Origin of the sequence: Streptomyces sp. NPDC057474 (assembly GCF_042802555.1) — a bacterium.
In the GTDB taxonomy this organism is placed as follows: Bacteria; Actinomycetota; Actinomycetes; order Streptomycetales; family Streptomycetaceae; genus Streptomyces.
This window is the reverse complement of record NZ_JBHVDX010000131.1, coordinates 1-21,476: the sequence shown is the minus strand read 5'-3', so window position 1 is coordinate 21,476 and position 21,476 is coordinate 1. Positions and strand designations below refer to the sequence as shown.

Annotated in this window: 20 protein-coding genes and 2 pseudogenes; 11 read left to right on the top strand and 11 right to left on the bottom strand. The window is 67.5% G+C overall.

The window, feature by feature from the left end; all coding sequences use genetic code 11:
• Positions 1–45 precede the first annotated feature (45 nt).
• Positions 46–546: a levansucrase gene (locus tag ACFU53_RS29965; RefSeq protein WP_383999085.1), complete on the bottom strand. Its 501-nt coding sequence runs from the start codon at positions 544–546 to the stop codon at positions 46–48.
• 37 nt (positions 547–583) lie between these two features.
• A complete protein-coding gene (locus ACFU53_RS29960; protein ID WP_383999082.1) occupies positions 584–1,174 on the bottom strand; it encodes a protease in 591 nt (196 codons plus the stop codon).
• 164 nt (positions 1,175–1,338) lie between these two features.
• Between ACFU53_RS29960 and ACFU53_RS29955 the strand changes: the two genes are divergently transcribed.
• On the top strand, positions 1,339–2,289 hold the full coding sequence (locus tag ACFU53_RS29955) for a GlxA family transcriptional regulator (protein WP_383999079.1): 951 nt from the start codon (positions 1,339–1,341) through the stop codon (positions 2,287–2,289).
• A gap of 102 nt (positions 2,290–2,391) precedes the next feature.
• Here the strand turns inward: ACFU53_RS29955 and ACFU53_RS29950 are convergent.
• A pseudogene (locus tag ACFU53_RS29950) lies at positions 2,392–2,695 on the bottom strand (hypothetical protein).
• A gap of 113 nt (positions 2,696–2,808) precedes the next feature.
• Here ACFU53_RS29950 and ACFU53_RS29945 point away from each other — a divergent pair.
• The 3 genes and pseudogenes from ACFU53_RS29945 to ACFU53_RS29935 form a co-directional block, all read left to right on the top strand.
• Complete coding sequence (locus tag ACFU53_RS29945) at positions 2,809–3,651, top strand: alpha/beta fold hydrolase (RefSeq protein ID WP_383999076.1); 843 nt, start codon at positions 2,809–2,811, stop codon at positions 3,649–3,651.
• Positions 3,652–3,945: 294 nt separating this feature from the next.
• Entirely contained in the window at positions 3,946–5,493 is a 1,548-nt protein-coding gene (locus ACFU53_RS29940) for a hypothetical protein (protein WP_383999073.1), read from the top strand.
• 200 nt (positions 5,494–5,693) lie between these two features.
• Positions 5,694–5,846: pseudogene (locus tag ACFU53_RS29935) on the top strand (winged helix DNA-binding domain-containing protein); the annotation flags it as partial.
• A gap of 17 nt (positions 5,847–5,863) precedes the next feature.
• On the opposite strand, the gene ACFU53_RS29930 reads toward ACFU53_RS29935, so the two are convergent.
• Positions 5,864–7,180: an RNA-guided endonuclease InsQ/TnpB family protein gene (locus ACFU53_RS29930; protein WP_383999070.1), complete on the bottom strand. Its 1,317-nt coding sequence runs from the start codon at positions 7,178–7,180 to the stop codon at positions 5,864–5,866.
• A 285-nt stretch (positions 7,181–7,465) separates the two neighbouring features.
• Here ACFU53_RS29930 and ACFU53_RS29925 point away from each other — a divergent pair, with 285 nt between their 5' ends.
• From ACFU53_RS29925 to ACFU53_RS29910, 4 genes are all read left to right on the top strand, one after another.
• A complete protein-coding gene (locus ACFU53_RS29925; RefSeq protein ID WP_383999067.1) occupies positions 7,466–7,681 on the top strand; it encodes a hypothetical protein in 216 nt (71 codons plus the stop codon).
• Positions 7,682–7,733: 52 nt separating this feature from the next.
• Positions 7,734–8,213, top strand: coding sequence for a hypothetical protein (locus ACFU53_RS29920; RefSeq protein WP_383999064.1), 480 nt, complete (start codon positions 7,734–7,736; stop codon positions 8,211–8,213).
• A complete protein-coding gene (locus tag ACFU53_RS29915) occupies positions 8,210–8,569 on the top strand; it encodes a hypothetical protein (RefSeq protein WP_383999061.1) in 360 nt (119 codons plus the stop codon). The genes ACFU53_RS29920 and ACFU53_RS29915 overlap by 4 nt, the downstream gene beginning before the upstream one ends.
• Positions 8,570–8,730: 161 nt before the next feature.
• Positions 8,731–9,030, top strand: coding sequence for an NIPSNAP family protein (locus tag ACFU53_RS29910; protein WP_046705943.1), 300 nt, complete (start codon positions 8,731–8,733; stop codon positions 9,028–9,030).
• Here ACFU53_RS29910 and ACFU53_RS29905 read toward each other — a convergent pair whose 3' ends face one another.
• The 3 genes from ACFU53_RS29905 to ACFU53_RS29895 all read right to left on the bottom strand — a co-directional run bounded on the left by ACFU53_RS29905 (position 9,031) and on the right by ACFU53_RS29895 (position 13,975).
• Positions 9,031–12,567 carry an AAA family ATPase gene (locus tag ACFU53_RS29905; RefSeq protein WP_383999058.1) on the bottom strand — a complete coding sequence of 1,179 codons (3,537 nt, stop codon included), beginning with the start codon at positions 12,565–12,567 and terminating at the stop codon, positions 9,031–9,033.
• A 364-nt stretch (positions 12,568–12,931) separates the two neighbouring features.
• A complete protein-coding gene (locus ACFU53_RS29900; protein WP_383999055.1) occupies positions 12,932–13,129 on the bottom strand; it encodes a DUF397 domain-containing protein in 198 nt (65 codons plus the stop codon).
• On the bottom strand, positions 13,130–13,975 hold the full coding sequence (locus tag ACFU53_RS29895) for a helix-turn-helix domain-containing protein (RefSeq protein WP_383999052.1): 846 nt from the start codon (positions 13,973–13,975) through the stop codon (positions 13,130–13,132).
• 219 nt (positions 13,976–14,194) lie between these two features.
• Between ACFU53_RS29895 and ACFU53_RS29890 the strand changes: the two genes are divergently transcribed.
• Entirely contained in the window at positions 14,195–14,827 is a 633-nt protein-coding gene (locus tag ACFU53_RS29890; RefSeq protein ID WP_383999049.1) for an ATP-binding protein, read from the top strand.
• Between the two features lie 11 nt (positions 14,828–14,838).
• Here ACFU53_RS29890 and ACFU53_RS29885 read toward each other — a convergent pair whose 3' ends face one another.
• Positions 14,839–15,558 (bottom strand): HNH endonuclease, encoded by a 720-nt coding sequence (locus ACFU53_RS29885; protein ID WP_383999046.1) that lies wholly within the window; start codon positions 15,556–15,558, stop codon positions 14,839–14,841.
• Between the two features lie 175 nt (positions 15,559–15,733).
• Between ACFU53_RS29885 and ACFU53_RS29880 the strand changes: the two genes are divergently transcribed.
• A complete protein-coding gene (locus ACFU53_RS29880) occupies positions 15,734–16,864 on the top strand; it encodes a DNA cytosine methyltransferase (protein ID WP_383999044.1) in 1,131 nt (376 codons plus the stop codon).
• Positions 16,865–16,921: 57 nt separating this feature from the next.
• Here the strand turns inward: ACFU53_RS29880 and ACFU53_RS29875 are convergent, their stop codons facing one another.
• The 3 genes from ACFU53_RS29875 to ACFU53_RS29865 all read right to left on the bottom strand — a co-directional run bounded on the left by ACFU53_RS29875 (position 16,922) and on the right by ACFU53_RS29865 (position 20,913).
• Positions 16,922–18,751 (bottom strand): DEAD/DEAH box helicase, encoded by a 1,830-nt coding sequence (locus ACFU53_RS29875; RefSeq protein WP_383999041.1) that lies wholly within the window; start codon positions 18,749–18,751, stop codon positions 16,922–16,924.
• On the bottom strand, positions 18,748–20,163 hold the full coding sequence (locus ACFU53_RS29870) for a ParB N-terminal domain-containing protein (RefSeq protein WP_383999031.1): 1,416 nt from the start codon (positions 20,161–20,163) through the stop codon (positions 18,748–18,750). Before ACFU53_RS29870 ends, ACFU53_RS29875 begins: the two co-directional genes overlap by 4 nt.
• 72 nt (positions 20,164–20,235) lie before the next feature.
• Positions 20,236–20,913, bottom strand: a complete 678-nt coding sequence (locus ACFU53_RS29865) for a hypothetical protein (protein WP_383999028.1) — start codon at positions 20,911–20,913, stop codon at positions 20,236–20,238.
• Between the two features lie 229 nt (positions 20,914–21,142).
• Between ACFU53_RS29865 and ACFU53_RS29860 the strand changes: the two genes are divergently transcribed.
• Positions 21,143–21,476: hypothetical protein (locus ACFU53_RS29860; protein WP_383999025.1), on the top strand; the 334-nt coding region annotated here is incomplete at its 3' end.

The window sequence follows — 21,476 nt, the reverse complement described above, 5'->3', positions numbered from 1 at the left end:
CGTCGGCGTTGTAGCCCGCCCCGCCCGCCCGGTGTGCCCGGGCACTCAGCCGTAGAAGTACCGCCGGGCCTTCTCCTCGAAGTACGAGGAGTAGGCGAGGCCGATGGCCGGGGTGCCGCGGTACGTGCCGACGTACTGCTGGGTGCTGTCGACGACGACCGGCCGGGCCATACAGGCCCACTTGTTGCGCTGCTGGGCCTCCGCCCACCGTACGGCCGCCGGGTCCACCCGGTCGCTGACCAGCACCGGGAACGCGCCGATGCCGTTCTGGATCCCGGCCGGAAGACCGCCCTTCGTCTTCTTCGCGTACGTCAGCACCTGGTCGGTGAAGGTCTCGATGGTCGGGATGGTTATCTCCTGGACCGCCGCCGCCACCGTGAACAGGTGCAGCTTCGTTCCCATCCAGCGCCACTTGAAGTCGGCCCGGCGCCCGACGAGCACGGGCACCCCGGCCCACTCCTCCCACCAGGTACGGCATTCGTCGGCGGCGAGACGTGCGGCCACGGAGGCGAGGTAGGTCTGGGAGGGCGACTGCTGTGCGTACATGGCCGGATCATGCACCCCCGCGCGCGTCGCTGGGAAGTCAGGCTCCCGTGGTCGAACCGGGCCGGACGATCATCAGGATCGTGACCGTGGCCCACAGCAGATTGAACACGCCGGTGAACATGGCGAGTTGGGCGGTGGTCTTGGCCCCGGCGGTGGCCTTAGCCCCGGCGGTGGCCTTAGCCCCGGCGGTGGCCTTGGCCCCGACGGTGGTCTTGGTGCCGTCGGCGTTCCCGACCTCGGCGCCTCCGCCGAGCCCCTGGTCCCCTCCTCCGTTCCCCTCGTCGCCTCCGCCGAGCCCCTCCAGGATCTCCTCCTGCCGGGGCAGCACCAGCGCCAGCAGGACCATGGCCGCGAGGGCGGTCAGCAGCATCGACACGATCAGCCAGGCGTCCTTCAGCACCCCCATGCTCATCGCCGTGGCGAACCCGAGCACGGGTACGGCGACACCCACACCGCCGTACACCCGGCAGATCCGGTGCAGCAGCCGTACGGCCGACACCGCCCGCTCGCTCTCGGGTTCGGCCAGGGCCTTGCGCGCGCTCGGCGGGAACATGCTGGCCGCGACGGTGATGGGCCCGACGGCGATGATCGCGGCGAGGACGTGGAGGGAGAGCAGGAACTTGGTCACGGTGGGACGGTATGGGGTCGGCAGAGCGCGCAGTAGTGGCGAGATTGCCATAGGTCAACGGATTCTCGCCAGCGCGTCTGCCGGGCCCGTAGCCGAGGCCGAGCCTGTGGCGGAGCGGCATACGGGTGCTTGGCGGAAACCCGGCGCCACCCTACGCTCGCGCCATGCACACCGTGGCCGTACTGGCGCTGGACCAGGTCATCCCGTTCGATCTCTCCGCCCCCATCGACACCTTCGGCTGGGCCCGGCTGCCGGACGGGCGGGAGGCGTACCGGGTGCGGGTCTGCTCGGTGGAAGGGGACGGGGAGGTGAAGGCGGGACCGTTCAGCGTGCGGGCGCCGTACGGCCTGGAGGCGCTGGCCGAGGCGGACACGATCATCCTGCCGGGGACGGCCGACCCGACCGTGCCGTTGCCGCCGGGCGTGACGGAGGCGCTGCACGCGGCGGCGGCGAGCGGGACGCGGATCGCCTCGATCTGCGTCGGCGCGTTCCTCTTCGCGGCGACGGGCCTGCTGGACGGGCTGCGCGCCACGACCCACTGGATCGCGGCCCCCGACCTGGCCGCCATGCACCCTGGGGTGACCGTCGACCCGAACGTCCTCTACGTCGACAACGGCCAGTTCCTGACCTCGGCGGGTGCCGCCGCGGCCATGGACATGTGCCTGCACATGATCCGCAAGGACCACGGCTCGGCGGTCGCCGCGTTCACCGCCCGCATGTGCGTCATGCCCCTCGAACGGGAGGGCGGCCAGGCCCAGTTCATCGTCCAGGACCAGCCACCGGCCCCCGCCGGCGCCACCATGGAACCCCTCCTGCGCTGGCTGGAGGAGAACGTGGAGAGGGACCTGACCCTGGACGACATCGCCCTCCACGCCGGCACCAGCACCCGCACCCTGAACCGCCGCTTCCGCGAACAGACCGGCACGACGCCCCTGCAGTGGCTGCACCGGGCGAGGGTCCGCCGCGCCCAGTACCTCCTGGAGTCCACCGACCACACGGTCGAACGCATCGCGACCCAGGCGGGCTTCGGCTCCCCGACAGCCTTCCGGGACCGCTTCAAGAGGGTGGTGGGAACGAGCCCGTATGCGTACCGGCGGGCTTTCAGGGGGGAGTAGCTGCAACTGAGCCAGGGGCGCGGGGCCGTGACATCGTGCGGCTCTGCCGCGTGGGCGCGAGCAACCACACACAACCCGCACTCCCCAGAGGCCAGAGGTCCCCTACCCCTTCCGGTCGGCCACCACCCAAGAGGCCAGCGCCACCACCCCGGCCACCCCGAACACCGCAGGCCAAGCCCCCACCTTCTTCGCCAGAGGATGCGACCCGGCGAACGCGGCCACATACCCCGCGGTCAGCGCCCCCGCCGCCTTCCCCCCCGGCCGCCTTCTGCCACTGCTGAGCCGCCGCGGCCCCGGCCACCGCGAGCACCGCCCCACCGAGCGGCCGCTTCTTCGTCCAGCGAGCCACCCCGTACCCACCGATGAGCCCGCTCGCGGCCACCACCGCCGTGGGAACCTTCGCCACCCTGCCTCCTACGTCGAGATCCGTCGTGCCCGAGGCTACTGCGCCACCACCCGCCGGGCCCCACAGGGGGAAACCCGGTTGATCCTGCCCGGTCGTGCGGCAACCATCGGCCGATGCCCGCTACCACCGGCTCCCTCAGCACCCCGGACGGCGTCCGCCTCGCCTACCGCGACCACGCCCCGGGGCAGAAGCCCGCCGCCCGCACCCTCCTCCTCCTGCACGGCCTCGCCGGCCACATGGGGGAGTGGGACGGCCTGCTGCCACCGCTCCTGGCGGACGGCCACCGCCTGGTGACGTACGACGCCCGGGGCCACGGCGCGAGCACCCGCCGTCCGGCGGACATGAGCCGGGCGGCCTGCGTACGGGACGCGGTGACGGTGATCCAGAGCCTCGGCCCGACTGTCCGGGCGCAGGCCCCCCTGACCCTCGTGGGCCAGTCCCTCGGCGGCCACACGGCCTTCCTCGCCGCGGCCGCCCACCCGGAACTCATCCACTCCCTGATCCTGATCGAGGCGGGCCCGGGAGCCCCCGACCCCACCCTCCCCGCCCACATCGCCGCCTGGATGGACAGTTGGCCCGTTCCCTTCAACTCCCCTGCCCAGACAGCCGACTTCTTCGGTCACACCAGCTGGTCCCACAACCTCGAACGCCGCCCCGACGGCTGGCACCCCCGAGCCGACCGCACCACGATGCTCGCCGCGATCGAGGAGTTGGCCGAAAAGTCGTACGACGCCGAGTGGGCCGCGACCACGTGCCCCACCCTGGTCGTACGCGGAGCGCAGGGCACCATGCCGGCAGCCGACGCCGCCAGGATGCCGACCAGCCGGGCCCCGGGAACCAGGACCGACCTCGCCGTCATCGAGGACGCGGGCCACGACGTACACCTGGACCAGCCCCACCGTCTGCACGCGGCGATGGCCGGATTCCTCAACTCCCTTGCACTAAGCGATAGTTGAGCCGTACAGCGATGTGACCCACGTCACCGCTGGGACGTGGGGGAAGTGGTCCGCGAGGCCCCCGTAAGCCTGGCATGCTCATGCGTGGCTACTGGGGGGTAACTGCCGCGTGCGCACTGTCATGAGGGCAGCTGTGTCGCCGCGGCCCCGCCCTCCACCGCCAGGTGTCATCTCTCAACTCGCACCTGTTCTCTGTCATTTCGTCATTCCGCCTTCGTTATTCCGCCTTCGCCATTTCGCTTTGTCATCCCTCCTGAAGCGCACCCCCCTGTCACCGCTCCCGAGGACTCACGCGTGTACAAGCTCAGAAGACATGCCCTGGTTTCGGCACTGTCGGCGATCACCGTCGCGACCCTGCTGACCACCGGCTGTTCCACCAACACCCCCTCCACCGTCGACAAGGCGGCCGCCACGACGGCCGAGACCGCCGAGCCCGGGGCGGTCGAGGAGCAACTCGCCGTCGTGTCCGCCCCGACCGGCGACGCCACCCCCACCGCTGTGGCCGACGCGAACGCGGCCGACCAGGGCAAGGCCAAGAAGTCCGCGCTCAAGGTCGCGTCGTACGACAGGAAGAGCGGCCGGGCGGTCATCTCGGCGCCGTCGTCCGCTTCGGACGCCGAGCCGTCGGCGACCCCGTCGAAGACGGCCACCACCGCCCCGGACCCGGACGGGAACGCGGGCTCCGGCGCGGACTCGGACACGTCCCAGGGCGCCGACAGCGACACCGGCACCGGCACCGGCACCGAGGGCGACGCGAAGCCGAACGCCGCCGTGGCCGTCGGCGACGTCATAGCCAGCGCCCCCGCCCCCGGCGCCCCCGACGGCGTACTGGCCAAGGTGACGGAGATCGTCGAGACCGCGGCGGACGGCGGTACGACGGTCGAGACGGAGCCGGCCAAGCTCAACTCGGTCCTGGGCGAGAGCGAGGCAGACGGCACGGTCCCCGTCGACCCGTCCACCCTGGAGGTCGACCCGCTCGTCCAGGGCGTGAAGGTCTCCTGGGCGAAGACCGGCGACCTCACCTTCGGCCCCGAGGGCGCGAAGCTCCCGCTGGGCAGCCTGCGCATCGACGTGGGAGCCGCCGTGGAGACCGCCCCGGGCGCCCCCGCCTCGGCAGCCGCGTCGGTCGAGGGCTTCGTCCAGCTCGCCCCCGAGGTCGCCTTCTCGTACGACGGTTCCGGGTCCGGCACGGGCTCCTCGCCCGGCGGCGCGTTCCTGGGCCTGACCGGCGACTGGGCCTCCCAGTGGTCGTTGAAGGGCCGCGCGGCCGGCTCGACCGACGGCAAGCCGATCCGTATCCCCTTCGCCGAACTGCACGCCGACCCCGTGATCCAGGTCGGCCCGGTCCCGATCGTCGTCAACCTGGACCTCGTCTGCTACTTCCAGGTGGACGCCGACGGCCGCGTGACGGTCGACGTCGAGCAGGACCTCAAGGGCGACTTCCGCGTCGGCGGCAACTTCACCTGGGCCAAGGGCTGGACCGGCGTCAGCGAGTCCCACATGACCGGTGAGCCCCTGAAGACGACGGTCACCGCCGCCGGCGAAGTCAAGGCCGCGATGGGCGCCGAGGCGACGGTCGGTCTCTACGGCACGGTGGGCGTCACCGCCGACGTCGCCCCGTACCTCCGCGCCGAGGCCGACGCGACAGCCGAGGGCTCGGCGGACGGCACCGGCTCGGCGTCCGGCTCCTGGGCCCTCTACGGCGGCATCGATCTCACCGGAACGCTCAATCTCCAACTCTCCATCTTCGGCACCCCGATCTTCCAGACGAAGATCCCCCTCGGCGCACTGCACGAGGAGTGGCTGCTGACGAAGGGCGAGGCGAGCACTTCGACGCCGTAGCGCGCCGAGCCTCGTTCACCGCAGTTCCCCTGTTCCCTTCAGGCCCTGCCTCACCTCCGCGTGGGGCAGGGCCCGTTGCGTGCGGATCGCACCGGATCGCACCGGATCGCACCGGATCACGCCGGACCGCGTAGGACCCCATCCGACTGCACCGGACCGCACCGGACCGGCGTCGGACCCCGCTACGGCAGAATCACGCCATGGGGACCAAGAAACTCACCGCCCGCGCCCTCAACCGCGCGACCCTCGCCCGCCAACTCCTCCTCGCCCGCGAGCCGTTGGACGTGACCGAGGCGGTACGCCGCATCGTGGCCCTCCAGGCCCAGCAGCCGGCCTCCCCGTACATCGCCCTTTGACATCCTCCCCCTCTTCAGAAGAGGGGGATTCCAACCCATTCGGGCTGAGGTTCACGGACGCTCGGCCCCTTGCGGGGTGTCGTCCCTCCGGCACCGGCTGTGCGCCGGGGGCGGGGGATCCCGCCCTGTCCTGCCGCGATGTTGATACTGGCGTTGGTGTCGGCGTTGCAGGTGAAGCCGCAGGAGGAACACTCGAACTCGGCTTGGTTCTTGCGCGAGTTCTTGTCGATCCATCCGCAGGCACTGCACCGCAGGCTGGTGTAGGGGGCGGGAACGTCCTCGACCCGGCCGGGGGCCTTGTGTCCGGTGCGCTGCCGCAGCAGGCCCCACCCCTGGGCGAGGATGCCCCGGTTGAGTCCGGCTTTCGCGGCCCGGCCGTTCTTGAGGTACTGGCCGGGCTGGTCAGGGTCGGGCTTCGCCTTGGCCTTCGCGGTCATTGTCTTGATGTTCAGCTTCTCGAACCGGACAACGTCATAACAGCGGGCGAGCATGGTGCTGGTCTTCTCGCACCAGTCCTTGCGCCGGTCGGCTTCGCGCGCCTTGAGTCTGGCGGCCTTGGCGTGCTCGGCGGTCTTGGCCTTGCTGTCCTTGGGGGCGCGAGCGGCCCGCCGTTGGTGTTTGCGGATCTGCGCCCGCTCGCGGGTGGTGAGCCGGGGGCAGTTCAGCTTCCGTCCGTCGGAGAGGGCAGCGGTGACGGTGACGCCCCGGTCGATGCCGATCACCTCGCCCGTGCCCGGCCCCTCGACCGGGCCGGGGATCACGGCGAACGCCACATGCCACTGCCCGTTGCGGAAGGTGACCCGGAACGTCTTGGCCTCGGGCAGCTTCGCACCCTTGCCGTTGGCGCTGAGGCGGAAGCGGACCCAGCCGCAGCCGGGCACCTTCACCTGCGCCCACCGCCGGTTCAGCTTCTGCACGACCACCGAGCGGCCCATGACCTGCCTGCCGGTCTTCGCGTTCAGCTTCGGCGACCCGTCCGCACGGTATTCCGGTACGCGGTCGGTGCCGATGACCCTAAAGCCCTCGTGCACGTGCTTCCTGCGCCACGTCGGCTCACCGAACCCCGCCGTGAAGCGGGCGTTCTTGGCCCGGGCGAAGTCCTTCAACGCCTGCTGCTGCACATCCGCGTTCCCCGCACCCAGCCACGCGTTGTCCCGCCGGGCCTCGGTGAGCTGACGGCACTGCTCCGCGAAACCCGGCGCGGCCTTGCGCCACCGGCGCCAGTGCGCATGCTGCTCGACCGCGAGATTCCACACGTATCTCGCGTGCGCGCAGTGCGTGAGCATCTGCTCGGCCTGCGCGCGCGACGGATACATCCGGAAACGTGACATGCCACGAACCTAGACACCCCGTTCCCCTCCCGCCCATGCCTTCGACCGACATCACCCCTGAGAGTGACCAGCACGCCTTCGCCTTCCAGAGCAACCCCCGACCACCGGGCCCTCAACCCGCCACCACCAACGGCTCCACGCCGGCCTCACCACCGTCCCCCTCCCGAGACGCCGAATCGCCCTGACGGCGATTCGGCTTCCCCTGCCCCCGCTACGCGGGAACGGGCATTCACCCCGGACCTGAAGGACCGGGCACCCTGCCCAGCAAGCGAGGTGGACGGCTACGTGGCGGGAGTGTGGCGCCTGCTCGCCACAGGCATCGAGGCCACGGCCTTCCACCCCCTCCCCGACTCCACCTGGAAAGCCCTGACCGCGGAGGCCGCCACCCTGACCACGTTCCTCACCGCCCGCGGCGCCCTCACCCCCTACCGCCGCTACGACCACTGGTGGACCAAACCCTTCCCCGACACGGCGGAGACCCGCCTGCTCTCTCTTGAGTGAGGGCGCTCGTGAGCGATGGTGTCCATGCGAATTTCGAATTACTTTCAAAGTCATGGGTACCGAGAGCGCCGCCGTGAACTTCTCCGAGCTGGTGAACAAGAACAAGCAGACGCTGGCCCGGCTCCAGGACTCGCCGAGACTGCTCCTGCACCGCAGAGACGGCGAGGATCTGGTGCTCACCACCGCGGCGCGGGCCGAGCAGGACCAGACCGTGGTGTCGGCGGCCACGCGGATGCTGGTCGCGATGGCCCGCCGCGAGCCCGGCAGCATGGAACTGCTCCTCGACATACTGCCGGACGCGTTCCCCTGGGTGCGTTTCCTCCCCGAGCCCGATGTCCACGCCTTCGCCGTCGAACTGGTCGACACCATGCGGGCCGCCGACTCCGTCGGCAACAGCGCGTCCGTCGCCCAGTTGCTCATCGCCTGGCAGCACACCGCAGAGGTCTACTCCGACCCCGACCTGCTGGCCGCGCTGACCCGAGACCACTCCGAGGACTACGGCCCGGTACCCGACCCCCGGGACGTCGCATGAGCGCCGGCCGCGGAGATCGCGCCGCACCACCGGCACCGGACAGCCACTGGGAAGTCCGCTTCGCGGACGCCGCCTCGGCCAAAGCCTGGGAGAACCTCGCCCAACAGGCCCGGGAGAACACCTACCGGGCCTGGGTCACCATGCGCACCCACCCCAAGCCGACCATCGAGACACCCCGCCACCACTGGCTCAAGGGAAGCCTGGCCCACGGCACTCACCGGGGCCAGACCTGCGAGCAGTGGCAGATCGAGGTCACCGGGGGCGGCCGTGTCTGGTACCTCCTGGACACTGCCCGCGACACCCGTTGGATCACCTTCGCGGGCACCGGGCATCCGAGAGCCACGGCCAAGAGCTGATCCCGCACAGCGGTCGAGATGCGGCACCGTACGGATCGACGGCCGCGTTCCGCCCCAGGCCATGCAACATGGCAGGGCCCGGCTCTTTCGAGACCTGGGCTCCCCCCGTGGCTACCGACGCATATTCTGCAGTGCTGGAGCTACCCCACAGGAGGCCCCGCATGCCAAAGACCACTCAGCTGCGCACCTACACCGTCCGGGAGGGCATGGTCGATGAGTGGGTGGAGCGCTGGCGTGAGGAAATCGTGCCGCTGCGACTGGAATTGGGCTTCACTGTTGACGGCGCATGGGTCGATCGCGAGCGCAACCAGTTCGTGTGGCTCATCTCTTACGACGGTCCGGAGACGTTCGCCGAACGCAACGCTTTGTACTGGGCTTCGCCGGAACGGAAGGCGATGAACCTGGAGCCGGACGACTACTTGTTGCATACCGACGACAGGACGGTGGAGCCGCAGCTGTGATCAGGCGTCCGGCTGCAACATGTGGTGGCGCCGTTCGTCGTCGCTGAGGAAGCGGAAGACCCGGCTACGGGCTTCCGCTTCCAGGCGGACGAAATCGGGTTCGGCCGGCCATACGCGAGCGGTGCCGTCCGAGGACGCGGTCAGCAGGCGTGTCCCGTCCCCGGACCAGACAACGGACGTCACCTTGTCCTGGTGCACCCCGATGATGGCGACCTCCTCAAGAGTGTCGGACGTCCAGATGCGTACGGTCCGGTCGTCGGACCCGGTGGCGATGAGTCGGCCGTCCGGTGACCACGCGACGGCGCGAACACGGCCTTCGTGGCCCTTGAGTACCTCTATGCGGCGGCCCGTCGCGGCGTCCCAGACGGCCACGGTCCAGTCGCCGGAGGCGGTGGCGACGCGCTCTTCGTCCGGGGACCAGGTGACGTCGTCGACGTAGTTGTCGTGGCCGCGCAGCACAGTGAGCTGTCGGCATTCGGCGACGTCCCAGAGCCGACACGTACGGTCGTCCGAGGCGCTGGCCAGGAAACGGCCGCTGGAGGACCAGGCGATACGGCTGATCCAGTCCTGATGGCCGGTCAGGGAACTGAGTAGCACGTGCTCTTGGGCCGACCACACCCTTACCGTGCCGTCGTGGTCCCCGGTCGCGATGCGGCTGCCATCAGGGCACCAGGCGACGCACTCGACCACTGCGCCCCGATGGTCGGACGTACTGTCCTGGCCCGGGCGGAGAATGCGGAAGAGACCGTCGTTGGCGCTGATGGCCAGGCGGTCGTCCAGCGGCGACCAGGCGGTGCTCCATACGCGGGCCGCCTGCTCGATCACGTCGCCGGAGGCACCGGTGGCGGCGTCCCATACCCGAACCGTTCCATCGTCCGAAGCGGTGGCGATACGCGTGTCGTCGTGCGACCACGCCGCCTGGTTCACGGGTTTGCGGTGCCCGTCGAGTAGCAGGCTTTCGGCACCTCGCGGCCGCAGGTCCCATACGCGTCCGGTGCCGTCGGTGGAGCTGGTGGCGAGTTGATCGCCCGACGGGGACCACACCACGCCCCAGACCGTGTCGGTGTGTCCTCGCAGGACAGCGACGACCTTGGCGTCGTATGCGTCGACGATCCGTACGGTCCGGTCGGAGGAGGCCGAGGCGAGCAGCCGCCCGTCGGGCGACCAGGCGACGTTCCAGACGTAGTCGGCGTGGCCTCGTACCAGGAGCCGCAGCTCGCCACTCTCGGCGTCGGAGATCCGCACCGTGTGGTCACCGGAGCCGGTGGCGATGAGGCGTCCGTCCGGGGACCAGTTGATGCCCTCCACGAAGTCGGAGTGGCCGCTCAGTGTTGTCACCGATGTGCCGGTGGCCAGGTCCCAGACGAGGGCGGTCTGGTCGTGTGAGGCGGAGACCAGGCGAGCGCTGTCCGGGGCCCAGGCCAGGCCCCACACATCGTCGCGGTGTCCGCGCAGCTCGTGGGCAAGGTCCCCAGTCTCGGCGTCCCACACGCGCACCGTCCGGTCCCGCGACGTGGCTGCGACCCAGCGTCCGTCGGGGGACCAGGCCGTCTGTCGCCCGATGCCGGTCGCGCCGGTGAGCAACCGCAGAGGCTCTCCGGACACGGCATCCCAGATCCGCACGACATGATCGCGGCTCGCGGTGGCGATGCGGGTCGAGTCCGGCGACCAGGCCACGCCCTCGACCATGGTTCCTCCGGACGGGAGGACGCGCAGCGGGCGACCCGACCGTGCGTCGAAGACGCGAGCTGTGCCGTCCCTCGACGCGGTGGCCAGGAGGAGACCGTCCGGCGACCAGGCGATGTGCCGAACGGTGTCGGTGTGTCCGTCGAGTTGGTTGCGCAGGTGACTGGATGCCAGAGCTGTCATCAGGCCGCGTTGGGCAGCCGGGGTTGGGGTGCATTCGCCCAGTGCGGCCAATGCCAGCAGGAGGCAGTGCTCCGGTTGCTGTTCCGCGGCGCCCAGCGCGTACTGGCCGATGCTGTCGGAGACCTGGCGCAGGAAGGCGAGATCCCGCCGCTGTGAGGACTCGACAAGCGATTGCGCGGCCTGCGATGCCTGGCCGGTCTCTTGCAGCGCGTGCAGCCATTGTCGTGCCAGGGTGAGCCGCTCGCCGGTGAGCAGGTAGTCGGGACTGCGTCCGGAGCGATCCCAGTCCTCGGCCCATCGTTCGAGTTCCGCACGTTGACGCAGCTGCTCGGCGTGGGCCTCGACCTCTTGTCGCAAGGGGGCCCACTGGCGGAACAGGGCCTCGTGTGTCACCTGGGCGTACGGTTCCTGACCCACGCCGACGTCGGACAACAACAGGCGAGCGTCGACGAACGCGTCCACGACACGTCGTTCCTGTGCGGTCAGCTCGGCGAGCGGTACGCGGCGCCGGGCCACTTCCTGCCCCTGGACAGTGACGAATCTGAGCAGCACCTTCAGGACGGAGTCGATGCCGCCCTCTCCGCCACCAAGCTCCGCCACGGTGTGGTCGGCCTGTCGAGCGAGGGCGCCGGCGACTCCGCCGAGACTGCGGTAGAGCTGCTCCGACACCGTTTCACCGGGGCCCGAGGCGAAGTACAGCTCCTGCAGGAGATAAGCGAGCAACGGCAGCGCGTCGTCCGCGCCCACGTCGTTGACGATGGCCTCCACGACACCGGGCGCGAAGGCCAGACCGACGAGCCCGCCCGGCCGCTCCACAACCTGAGCGAGTTGGTTCCTGCCCAGCGCACCGATGGCGACCGGATGCTGAAAAAGCTCGGCGTGCCTTGTGCCGAGGAACTGACCCAGGAACTCCACACGCAACGTGGCCAGCACCCGGATCCTCGCGTCCTGTGTCACACAGGCATGTAGGGCATCAAGAAACTGGGCCCGTTCCCTCTCACCGGCGAGGGTGAGGGCTTCTTCGAACTGGTCGACCATGATGAGCGTGTGGCGGAACCTGCTTCCCCTCAGTCGTGACAACTCCGAGAGCAGGGAGGCAGGCTCCTGCCGAAGCCGCCGCAGCACAGCGCTGGTTGGTTCCTGCTCCCCGCCGGCAGCGGAAATGACGGAGGCCAAGGCCGCGAGGGGGTTGGGGCCTGGTGAGAACGCGGGGATGACCAACCATCGCCGACTGTGCAGCCGCGGGATCACCCCTGCCCTGACCAGCGACGACTTACCACTTCCCGAGGCCCCGACGAGGACGAGAAACCTGTCGGTCGGCCGGTCCTGCGGTACATGCAGCCGGTGCGTCAGATCGTCGCTCTGCGTCTCCCTGCCGAAGAAGACCGCAGCCTCGTCCTCCACGAAGGCATCGAGCCCCGGGTACGGAACCCGGTCGCGGGGCCAGCCAGTCGGCGGAGGCGACGGATTCTCCAGCCGGTGGACGACGATCTGCATCACCACCATCGTGACGATCAGCAAGCCGATGGCCGGGATCGCCACCTGCTGAAGCAGATGCAGAAGCCACGGAGCGTCGTTCTCGCTGGTGGCGTAGTTGGTGACGATCCCCAGCAGACTTGCGATGAGCACCAGCATGACCTGGAGCAACAGCTGTAAGCGGCTCCTCATGACGCATCAGTCGCCTGTACGCCACCCTCGCACTGCCGCAGCACTGGATGCCCCCGCTCTGCCGCTACCGATCACCGGGCATCGGGTCACCGACGCACGTAAACATCATCTGCGCTGTGGGGGACGATCTCAACATGGCCTTGAAAACCAGTCACAGGAACGTATTGGAGTGTGCGCCCTCTGGAATATCTGTGGCCCGAATCCTGGCGCGCTGGATGTCTGTCGCACCGTGGGTCGCCACCCCCACAGGCCAGCCGCAGCACGCAGCTCGTCCAAGCCGTCGAGGACCTCGGCTGGGCGCGCAGGGGCTTGCCGTACCGCTGTCCGTGCTGACCGTCGCGAGCCCTGGTGCACGGAGGGAAGATCACTGCACCGTGATACCCACGAACCTGCACCAGGCCGCGGCCGACACCGGGACATGAGGGCCATCCGGCACTTTGGAATCCCGTACCAGCACACCGGCGGGCACGAAGGCGGCCTCCACGCACTCGGTTGTATTACCGCCGCTGTACGACGACTTGAACCAGAGGGGCTCGGAGACAGGCTGCGGACCGGCGGACATTCACAACTCCTTGCGGGCGCGGTGGATCACGGCGGAGGAGGCCTCCATGTCCAACGCTTGCGCTTGGAGGTACTCGAACGCAAGTCTGTAACGCTCCAGTTCCTCATCCTTCTCCAGGAAGAGGGAGCCGGTGTGAAAGTCGACGTACACAACGTCAAGGGTCGGTTCGGAGCCGCCGATGATGACGAAGCTTCCCAGCGCCGCGGCGTGGGCTCCCTTGGCGAAGGGCAGCACCTGCAGCGTGATGTGAGGAGACTCGTTCGCTTCGAGCAGCCGGTCGAGCTGCTCCCGCATGATTTGAGGTGACCCGACGACCCGCCGGATTACGGACTCGTCGAGGATCGCCCACAGACGCAGCGGCTTCGGGCGAGCGAGAATCGCCTGCCGCTTCATGCGGATGTCGACCAGGCGCTCGATCTCCGCGTGCTCCAAGGGCACTTCGTTGGCCTTCTGCAGCTCTGTGCTGTACGCACGTGTCTGCAAGAGGCCAGGGACATAGACACACGCGAAGTGACTCTCGCGCACCGCTTCGTCCTCAAGCGTGAGCAGCAGGTTCATGCTCTCCGGGATGGAGTCCGCGAAGGAACTCCACCAACCTTGCTGTTTGGCGTTCTTAGCGATGACGACAACGGCCTTGCGTTCGGCATCAGTCGCCCCGTACTCGCGGCACAACGCATCGATGACGAGCCACTTGACCGGCCCGGCTTGGGTCTCATACCGGCTGACCGTCGCCTTCGATACGCCGACGAGCCGCCCGGCCTCTTCAAGAGTCAGCCCTTTCCGTGCACGCAACTTGCGCATCATTGCGCCTAGTTGGCGGCGACGGGTTGTGGTCCGTTCGGACATGCGGCTCCTTCGCCATTGGCCGGGCACCAGGCCCGGAGACCCTCAACAGGCTAGGCAGCCGGGAGGTGGCCCCACCATCAGATTCACTCGATGGATTCTCGTGAGAAGTTACACAGCGAGACTTCTCCATGCCATGCTCCTCTTAGATCGCTACGCAGCGCAGCCGTACGGACACGGCCGGCGCAGCATGTGCGTGGCTCGGGAGGGAGGAGTGGTCACATGTCTGGCTACGAAGTCGCCGAACCCCAACTCCGTTGTGTCCTGCCCTTTGAGGCGGCGCCGGCAGAAGTGCGCCTGCTTCGGAGAGCCGCGGTAACACAGCTGAGTCGGTGGGGCATGCCCGCGGCTGCCGACGAAGCAGAACTGCTCGTTACCGAGCTGGCAACGAACGTCGTCAAGCACGTCGGCGAAGGCGCATCAGCGACTCTGATCCTTGAGCGGCGCGGGGAGCGGCTGCGTCTCGAAGTGCACGACAAGAGCCGGGCGATGCCGTCACCGAGCACCGGGGACAGTGACGCGGAGTGTGGTCGTGGCCTGCATCTGCTCGCGGCGCTGGCAGTGGACTGGGGCACGGTGCTGACTGCGGTGGGTAAGGCGGTCTGGTGCGAGATCTCGATCAGCTCAGGCCAGGCGTGCCGACGTATCGAGCGTGCCGTCGAGGTGCTTGAGGGCTATCCGGGGCCCAGCCGTGGTGCTCCGCTTCGGGGGAGTGGGCGAGACATTGGTCTCGAGGAGTCAGCGGTCGAGCTGATCGCGGATCTGCTCCACTGGACTGCCGCTCGTGGACTCGACCCAGACGACATCCTCGACCGTGCTCAGATGCATTACGAAGCTGAAGCGGACGCGGCCTAGTGGGGCAGCGCTTAAACGGACTTCCGTATCTGCCCCCGGAGGGCGGCCGGGGTGCGCCAGGATTCTCCGCGGAAACTCCTGTGGCACATGCGGTGGCAGTTCGCGCACAGGAGGGCGAGATCCGCGATCCGGGTCTCCGTCACCCCCGATATGTGGAGAGGCAGCCTGTGGTGGACCTCGATGTAGCCGTCTCCCAATTCGCCGTAGGCAGCGGTGAAGTCGAACGAGCACACCTCGCACTGCAGAGGGATGCCCTCTTCCAGGACCGCCTGGATCTTCCGGTCGCGCAGGGGCTTGTTCCGCTCACGGTAGAGGGCCCAGCGTCTGAGGAGCTGCCCCTCGCGTGCCGAGGTTGCCTCGCCTTCCTGGGCGGGTATGCGGACGGTCTCGGCGGATGTCACGCCCGCGAGCAGAGCCTTAGCGGCGGAGAGCATCTCGTCGGTGCGCTCTGTGAAGTCGGCCACCACCTCGCGAGTCAGCTGGCCGCCCTTCGTGGTGACCCCGTGATACCCGGCACGGACTGTCACGATGTCGCCCGTCTTGCGGCTGACGCTGCCGGGAGAGCGGAACTTCGGATCTGCCGCCGCGCCATCGTGCAACGGAAGCTTCCTGAGGACCTGGGACAGGTTCTGCACCCGCTTGTCGGCTGGCCGCAGCTCACGCCAGCCGTTCTCGACAACGAGTGCGCAGGCCAGCAGCAGCTCGTCACGCGTCCAGTTGATTTTCACCACAGCTGTATCGTACGAGCATTCGAAATTGCCCTTGCTGTTGGTGACCAAGATGGGGCAGAGGATGCCGCACACTGGTGTGTGCCGCCGGGTCGAGTCGCAATGTCAGTGGGTCATGTCACCCTCTGTGGTGGCTGCCGTACGAGGCGTCACTGGAATTCGGGCAAGAGGAGGGGTCATGACCGGGGCTGACCGGGGCTACACGTCGATCGAGATCTGTGCCGGCGCTGGCGGACAGGCGATCGGACTGCACTTGGCCGGTTTCAGACACCTTGCTCTCGTCGAGATCGACAAGTACGCGGCGGCGACTCTGAGTGAAAACATCGAGGTGCACCCGAAGTGGGACTGGGAGCGCGACAACTGCGATGTTCTCTGCAAAGACGTGCTTGAGTTTGACCCCGAGCGTGACCTCGAGAAGAGCGCTGGTCTGTATCAGCGGGGTGAGGTGGACCTGCTCGCCGGTGGCGTCCCGTGCCCGCCTTTCTCCCATGCTGGCAGGCAGCTCGGTGAGGACGATGAACGTGATCTCTTCCCGCGCATCCTGGAGCTGGCCGAGCTCATCCGCCCCCGGGCCGTGATGATTGAGAACGTCCGTGGCCTCATGGACGCCAAGTTCGACGACTACAGGTCACGAATCCAGGCCAGCCTTGAGGAGATGGAGCCTGACGACGACGGACTGCCCGGCTATGAGGTTGTGGGGTGGAAGGTTTACGAGGCTGAGAAGTTCGGCGTTCCGCAGCTTCGGCCCCGCTCCATCCTCGTCGCCTTCCGGAAGGACGTCCTCAAGGATCTGAAGTACGAAGCTCCGGCGCCCAGTGCCGAGAGGGTCACCGTCTTCGATGCGCTTGAGGAAACGATGAAGGAGCGCATCAAGCCGTTTGAGGGAGGACCTCTGGCCGCCCAGGCACAGCAGGTGTTCGACGACTGGAAGAAGGAAGCTGGTAAGGACGTGGCTCCGACGCTTGTCGGCGGCTCTAAGAAACATGGAGGCGCCGACCTCGGCCCTAGCCGGGCTAAGAAGGCATGGCGAGCGCTAGGGGTCTCGGGCATGGGCGTGGCCAACGCTCCAGTGAACGGTGAGCCGACCGGAACTGAGGACCGGGATCTGTTCCGTGCCGGAGGCCCAATGCTCACGGTTCGACAGGCCGCGATCATTCAGGGGTTTCCGACGGAGTGGGACTTCACGGGGGGGAAGACGGCCCAGTACCGGCAGGTCGGGAACGCGTTTCCGCCGCCGGTCGCGCAGGCCATCGGCGAATCGATCATCGAGGTACTCGAGGCCGACCGCAAGCGTGGTACCAGTCGGTGACTGAGGGCGGCTGAGGAGCGAGAGCGCACCGGAGCGGTCCCGCATGTCAGCCGCCCGTCATGGGAGCCGACTGTCCAAGTGCGTGAGGAGGGCATGGATGTCATCGGCGTCCATGCCCAGACCTGTGGTCTCCTCCTCTTGGAGATCGCCGAGCTGTCGCACCGCAGGGTCGTCGAGCACGCTGCCCAGGAAGTGCAGCTTCTTTTCGAGACGCATGGCGACGATTTCATCGATCGTGCCCCGGGCCGCTAGGACGGTCACCCGCGTCTCGGTGCCGGGAGGCAGTCCCAGCCGGTGAATCCGGTCAAGGCTCTGGAGGAAGCGGCCAGCCATGAAGTCACGATCCACGTACACGGCGTCGTGACAGACCTGGTGAAGGCTGATGCCTTCACCAAGGGTCGCGGGATTGGAGATCAGGACCATGCACGACGGGTCCTCACGGAAGCGACTGAGCTCAGCCTCCCGGTCCTGGGTCGGGGTGGCGCCGTAAATGGAAGCCGGGGCATGTGGTGCCAGTAGCTCCTCTAGGGTTTTCTGGCTTCGGATGAACCCAGTCCAGACCAGTGTCTTGCGACCGGCCCGCGCGTTTCTTGCGACGATTCGAATGGTTTCCGCGTACTTGGGTGAGAGCTCATGCTGAGGAAGCCGCTGGAGCAGCGTATGCAGCGAGTCGCCACTGGAGACGGCAAGCGCCGGCAGCTGAAAGGCGAGCGGGTCGTAGGGGGCGTCGCTCAGGGCCAGCAGAGCCGGGCTGATCGCAGCCATCAGCATGCGCATCGCTGCCTTGCCGAGAGAGGCCAGGTCGCCTCGGCGAGCGGACGGGTCCCCCTTGAGCGCGTTGTACAACTCGCGGTGCAATGGGGGAAGTTCGACGTAGCGGACTAGGGGTTCAAATGGAGGGAGACCCAGTTCCTTCTTCGTTGTCCTAGTGAACAGCGGACGCAGAGCCTGGCTCGCGTAAGCGAGATCGCCACCGCTGACAGCTTCGACGACGAGTTGCTTGCCGCGTCCAGGCCAGACGAAGGAGAGCAGGCTTTCCAGATCCCGGGCACCGTTGGGGGCCGGCGTCCCAGTGAGAATGAGGCGCCGTCGGGCCAGCGGCCCAAGCGATAGGCAGGCAGAGCCGTAGGTGCCGCGGGCTCCGAGTTTCATACGGTGTGCTTCGTCGAGCACAAACATCGCCGGTGCCGTGCGCAGCCACTCTGCAAGACGGCTGACGGAGCCGGACAGCCGCTCGTAGTTGACCAGGACGACATCAGCTTCGGGGTCGAGGGATCCGTTGTCCATAACGGAAGTCAGCAGGGGTTCCTTGAAGCAGGCGTCCCCCTCGAATTGCCAGGCTTCGTATGCTGATTTGGGACAGACGACGAGAAGGCGGCGGACTTCGCCCCGCTCACGGAGGGCGCTGAACACCGCCAGTGCCGTGCGGGTCTTTCCGGCTCCTGGAACGCTGAAGTTCGCACCGTGGCCCAGGGACAACAGCTCCCCGATATCCCGGAGTTGGAATGAAGTGAGGTCTGCCTGCCACCCTGTGCCTCGCAGGGCATGGACGTCCTCTGGCGCGAGCGGCGCCTGCCGGGCGCCGGCAGGCGGTGAGCTGAGCCGGGCTTGTACGGTCTCGGAGTCGTCAAGAACACCGGTGACCAGGCTGGCCAGCTCAGGTTCCCACTCGACATCCGCGTGAGGCCAGTCCGCCAGCTCGCCAATGGAGGACAGAAAACTATCCAGATCAGCGTCCGACGTCAGTGGACCCCGTTGGCCACCCGGAGTCACCCGCGTGGCCAGCATTCCGAAGTCTCCTTCCAGGCCTGGCCGGGCACGGAGCACCGCCCGCGTCCTCGTGACGTCGAAGGTGATGCGGAGAGAGGGAAGGTCAGAGCGGGTCATCGCTGGCCTCCCACGGCTTCACGCAGCCATGACAGGCCCTCGCCCGGGAGCTGGATACTCTTTGAGGCCTCGGCTGACACCTTGGTCAGTGCTTGCCTGAGCGCGACCAGGGTGTCATCGAATGTGCCCTCGTCCAGGCTGTTGTTGCCCCGCGCGAGCGCCAGGTCTGTGGCGCACTGCTGCAGTTCCTCAACTGCTGCGTTGACACGGTCGGGGGCCGCAAGCCGCTTTTTCCGTTCGCGAATCGCCTTGTGAGCGGCGTGGATCGACTCCTCGAAGGCTTCTCTCAGCACGGACACGGAGCTGTTGGCTTCAGTGAGCTCTTCGACGGTCGCTGTAGTCGCGGACTTCTGTGTGGCCTTTGCCCTGAGGAGCATGTCAGTGAGGGCGCGGGCCACAGCTGTATCGGAACTCGGTGCCGGTACGGAACGATTGAGACCAGGGATGGAAACGGCCTTCGGCGGCTCCGGGGCCACGGTGCGGGGCGCATCGGGCAAGCGACGTTCCAGGTGTTTCTCCCGGAAGTCAGTGCGGATATTGCGAATGTCGGTCTTGGCGAAATCGAGGACAATGGCCGCCAGCCGGTATTCGAGAAGCGTGTCGGCCTTCTCCTTGTTCTTGGCCTTCTCCTTTATATAGGTCCGGTACAGCTCGGCGAAGCTTTCCTTAGCGTCCTCGAAGTCCATGAGGCGCAGTTTGATCCGGCCGTGCTCGCTGCGCTTGACCAGATCGCGCAACTGCCCGAGAACCCATGTGTCCCGGTCCAGTGCCGGCGTTGAAGTGTGAAACAGCTTGGCGATGGCGGCGAGGGGCAGTCCGAGGCGGATCTGCTCCTCAATAGCCATTAGCTGGTTGATGTAGGAGTACTCGCGCCGTCGGTCCGGCCTGAGCTGCAACGACAGTTCGACTGAGCGGATATCGTCCCAGGTGCAGCTGGCCGGCAGCACACCCACGCGGATGGACTGGACACCCAGTTCCTTGAGAGCAGCCCGGCGGGTGTTGCCGTTGACGAGAACACCTTCACGGGAGATGAGTCCCGGCTCGTTCTGGCGGTGTTCGCGAAGGCTCTCCTTCAGCTTGTCGAAGTCCGGGTCACGCTGGTGCGGGTCAGACGGCGTTGCTGTCAGCAGATGATGCAGATAGCTCTGACCGGCGTCCGACCAGTGATCTTTCGTCAGTTCCTCTTCTTGTACCGGGTCGTGGGCGCGTTGAGCACTGACTCTGTGCGTTGCGGGGTTGTAGTAGAGCCTGTCCACCGGCATGTCGATGACTTCGACGTGGATAGGGCGGCCCCGGAACTCCACGCGGAGTGTTTCGGGCACTGCGTCACCGGCGCGCGCGTCCTGGAGCCGCTGCTCGACCAGGGTGCGGTTCTCATGCGCGATCGGGGGGACGCCGAAGTCCGTCGGCATTGGTACCTCTCGTAGCTGGAGTGAGCTGTGGGGTCTGGTGGTGGCGAAAGTCGGTAAGGGCCCCGCAGGCGTTTAGTTCAGACCGTCACGGAAGGCTTCGCGTGCCTCAGTCGGCAGTGCGCGGTACTTCGCCCAGACGTCTTCGACGGAGCTGAACGTCCGGACGTCCTGCTTGATCCAGGTCTTCAGGATGTCGAGTTCAAACGAAGGCAGCGACGCGGCCTCGGAGAGCAACGCCGGCATGTCGTACGTGGTACCGATGCCGCCGACTCGGCAGCGGTTGCACTCGACGACGTACTGGAGAGCCTTCGTGCCGTCCGGCAACAGGACTTCACGCTTGGCCACATCGAGCTGAGCTGTGACCTCTGAGTCGGCGTACGCGTCTCCCGGGGTGGCACCGCACGAACTGCACTTGTGGTTGTAGGTGGCCAGCAGCTCCCGGCGCTGGTTCACCGTGATCGCGCTCCTGGGCCGAGTGCCACGGCCCGGCTCCCAGACGGGCTCGCCGCGCTGTACATAGCGCTGTTCGTTGGCGTCGAGGTCGATGTCCTCGCGCTTGGTGTCGATCTTCCACCCGAAATCGCGGAGATCCCGCATGCGACGGTCGATCTGTGCCACATCCGGAAAGGCCTCGCGCAGCTCCGACTTGGTGAAGATTTCTCCTTCACCGACCACCTGGACGAGCCAGAGTGCGGCGCGCTTCATCGTGCCCAGTTCGCTGTCCTGCCATGAAGGCAAGGCCGTGCTCATCTGCCACCTCGCAAAGCCTGAGTGGGCCAGCCCGACTGCATGTCAGGACGGTTGATGCCTGACGGTGGCCCGCTGGACACAACGGAACTCCAAGGCTGGCTGAAACGGAAGTGATGGAGTGTCCAGATGAGTATCCGGACATAGCTGAGGCGCCCGTTGGGGATGGGCAGCGGCACACTACTGTCAAATCCTGTTGTTTTTCCGTGCGGTGAGGACAGAAGGAGCTGGCGTGCCGCGACCGGGTCACTTCAGAGAACTGGATGCCGAAATTCCGGCTGAGAGAAAGGTGCTCGCCAAGGCCTTGCGCGGTCTGATGGCGGTGGTCGGACTGTCGCTCAGGCAGACGCATGAAGCGCTGGAGGGGCGCAATCGTGGCTGCGACGCATCAGCGAGCGCACTGTCCGATCTGCTCAACGCACGCATACGCAGGCCCAAGCGAGAGGTGATCCACGCGCTCTACGACCTGGCGGAGGCCGCAGCGCGGACGAACGACGTCTCCATGCCGGTTACCTGGGAGGAACTTGAGGACCTGCGGCTGAAGGCATGTGAACCGCCGGCGCTTC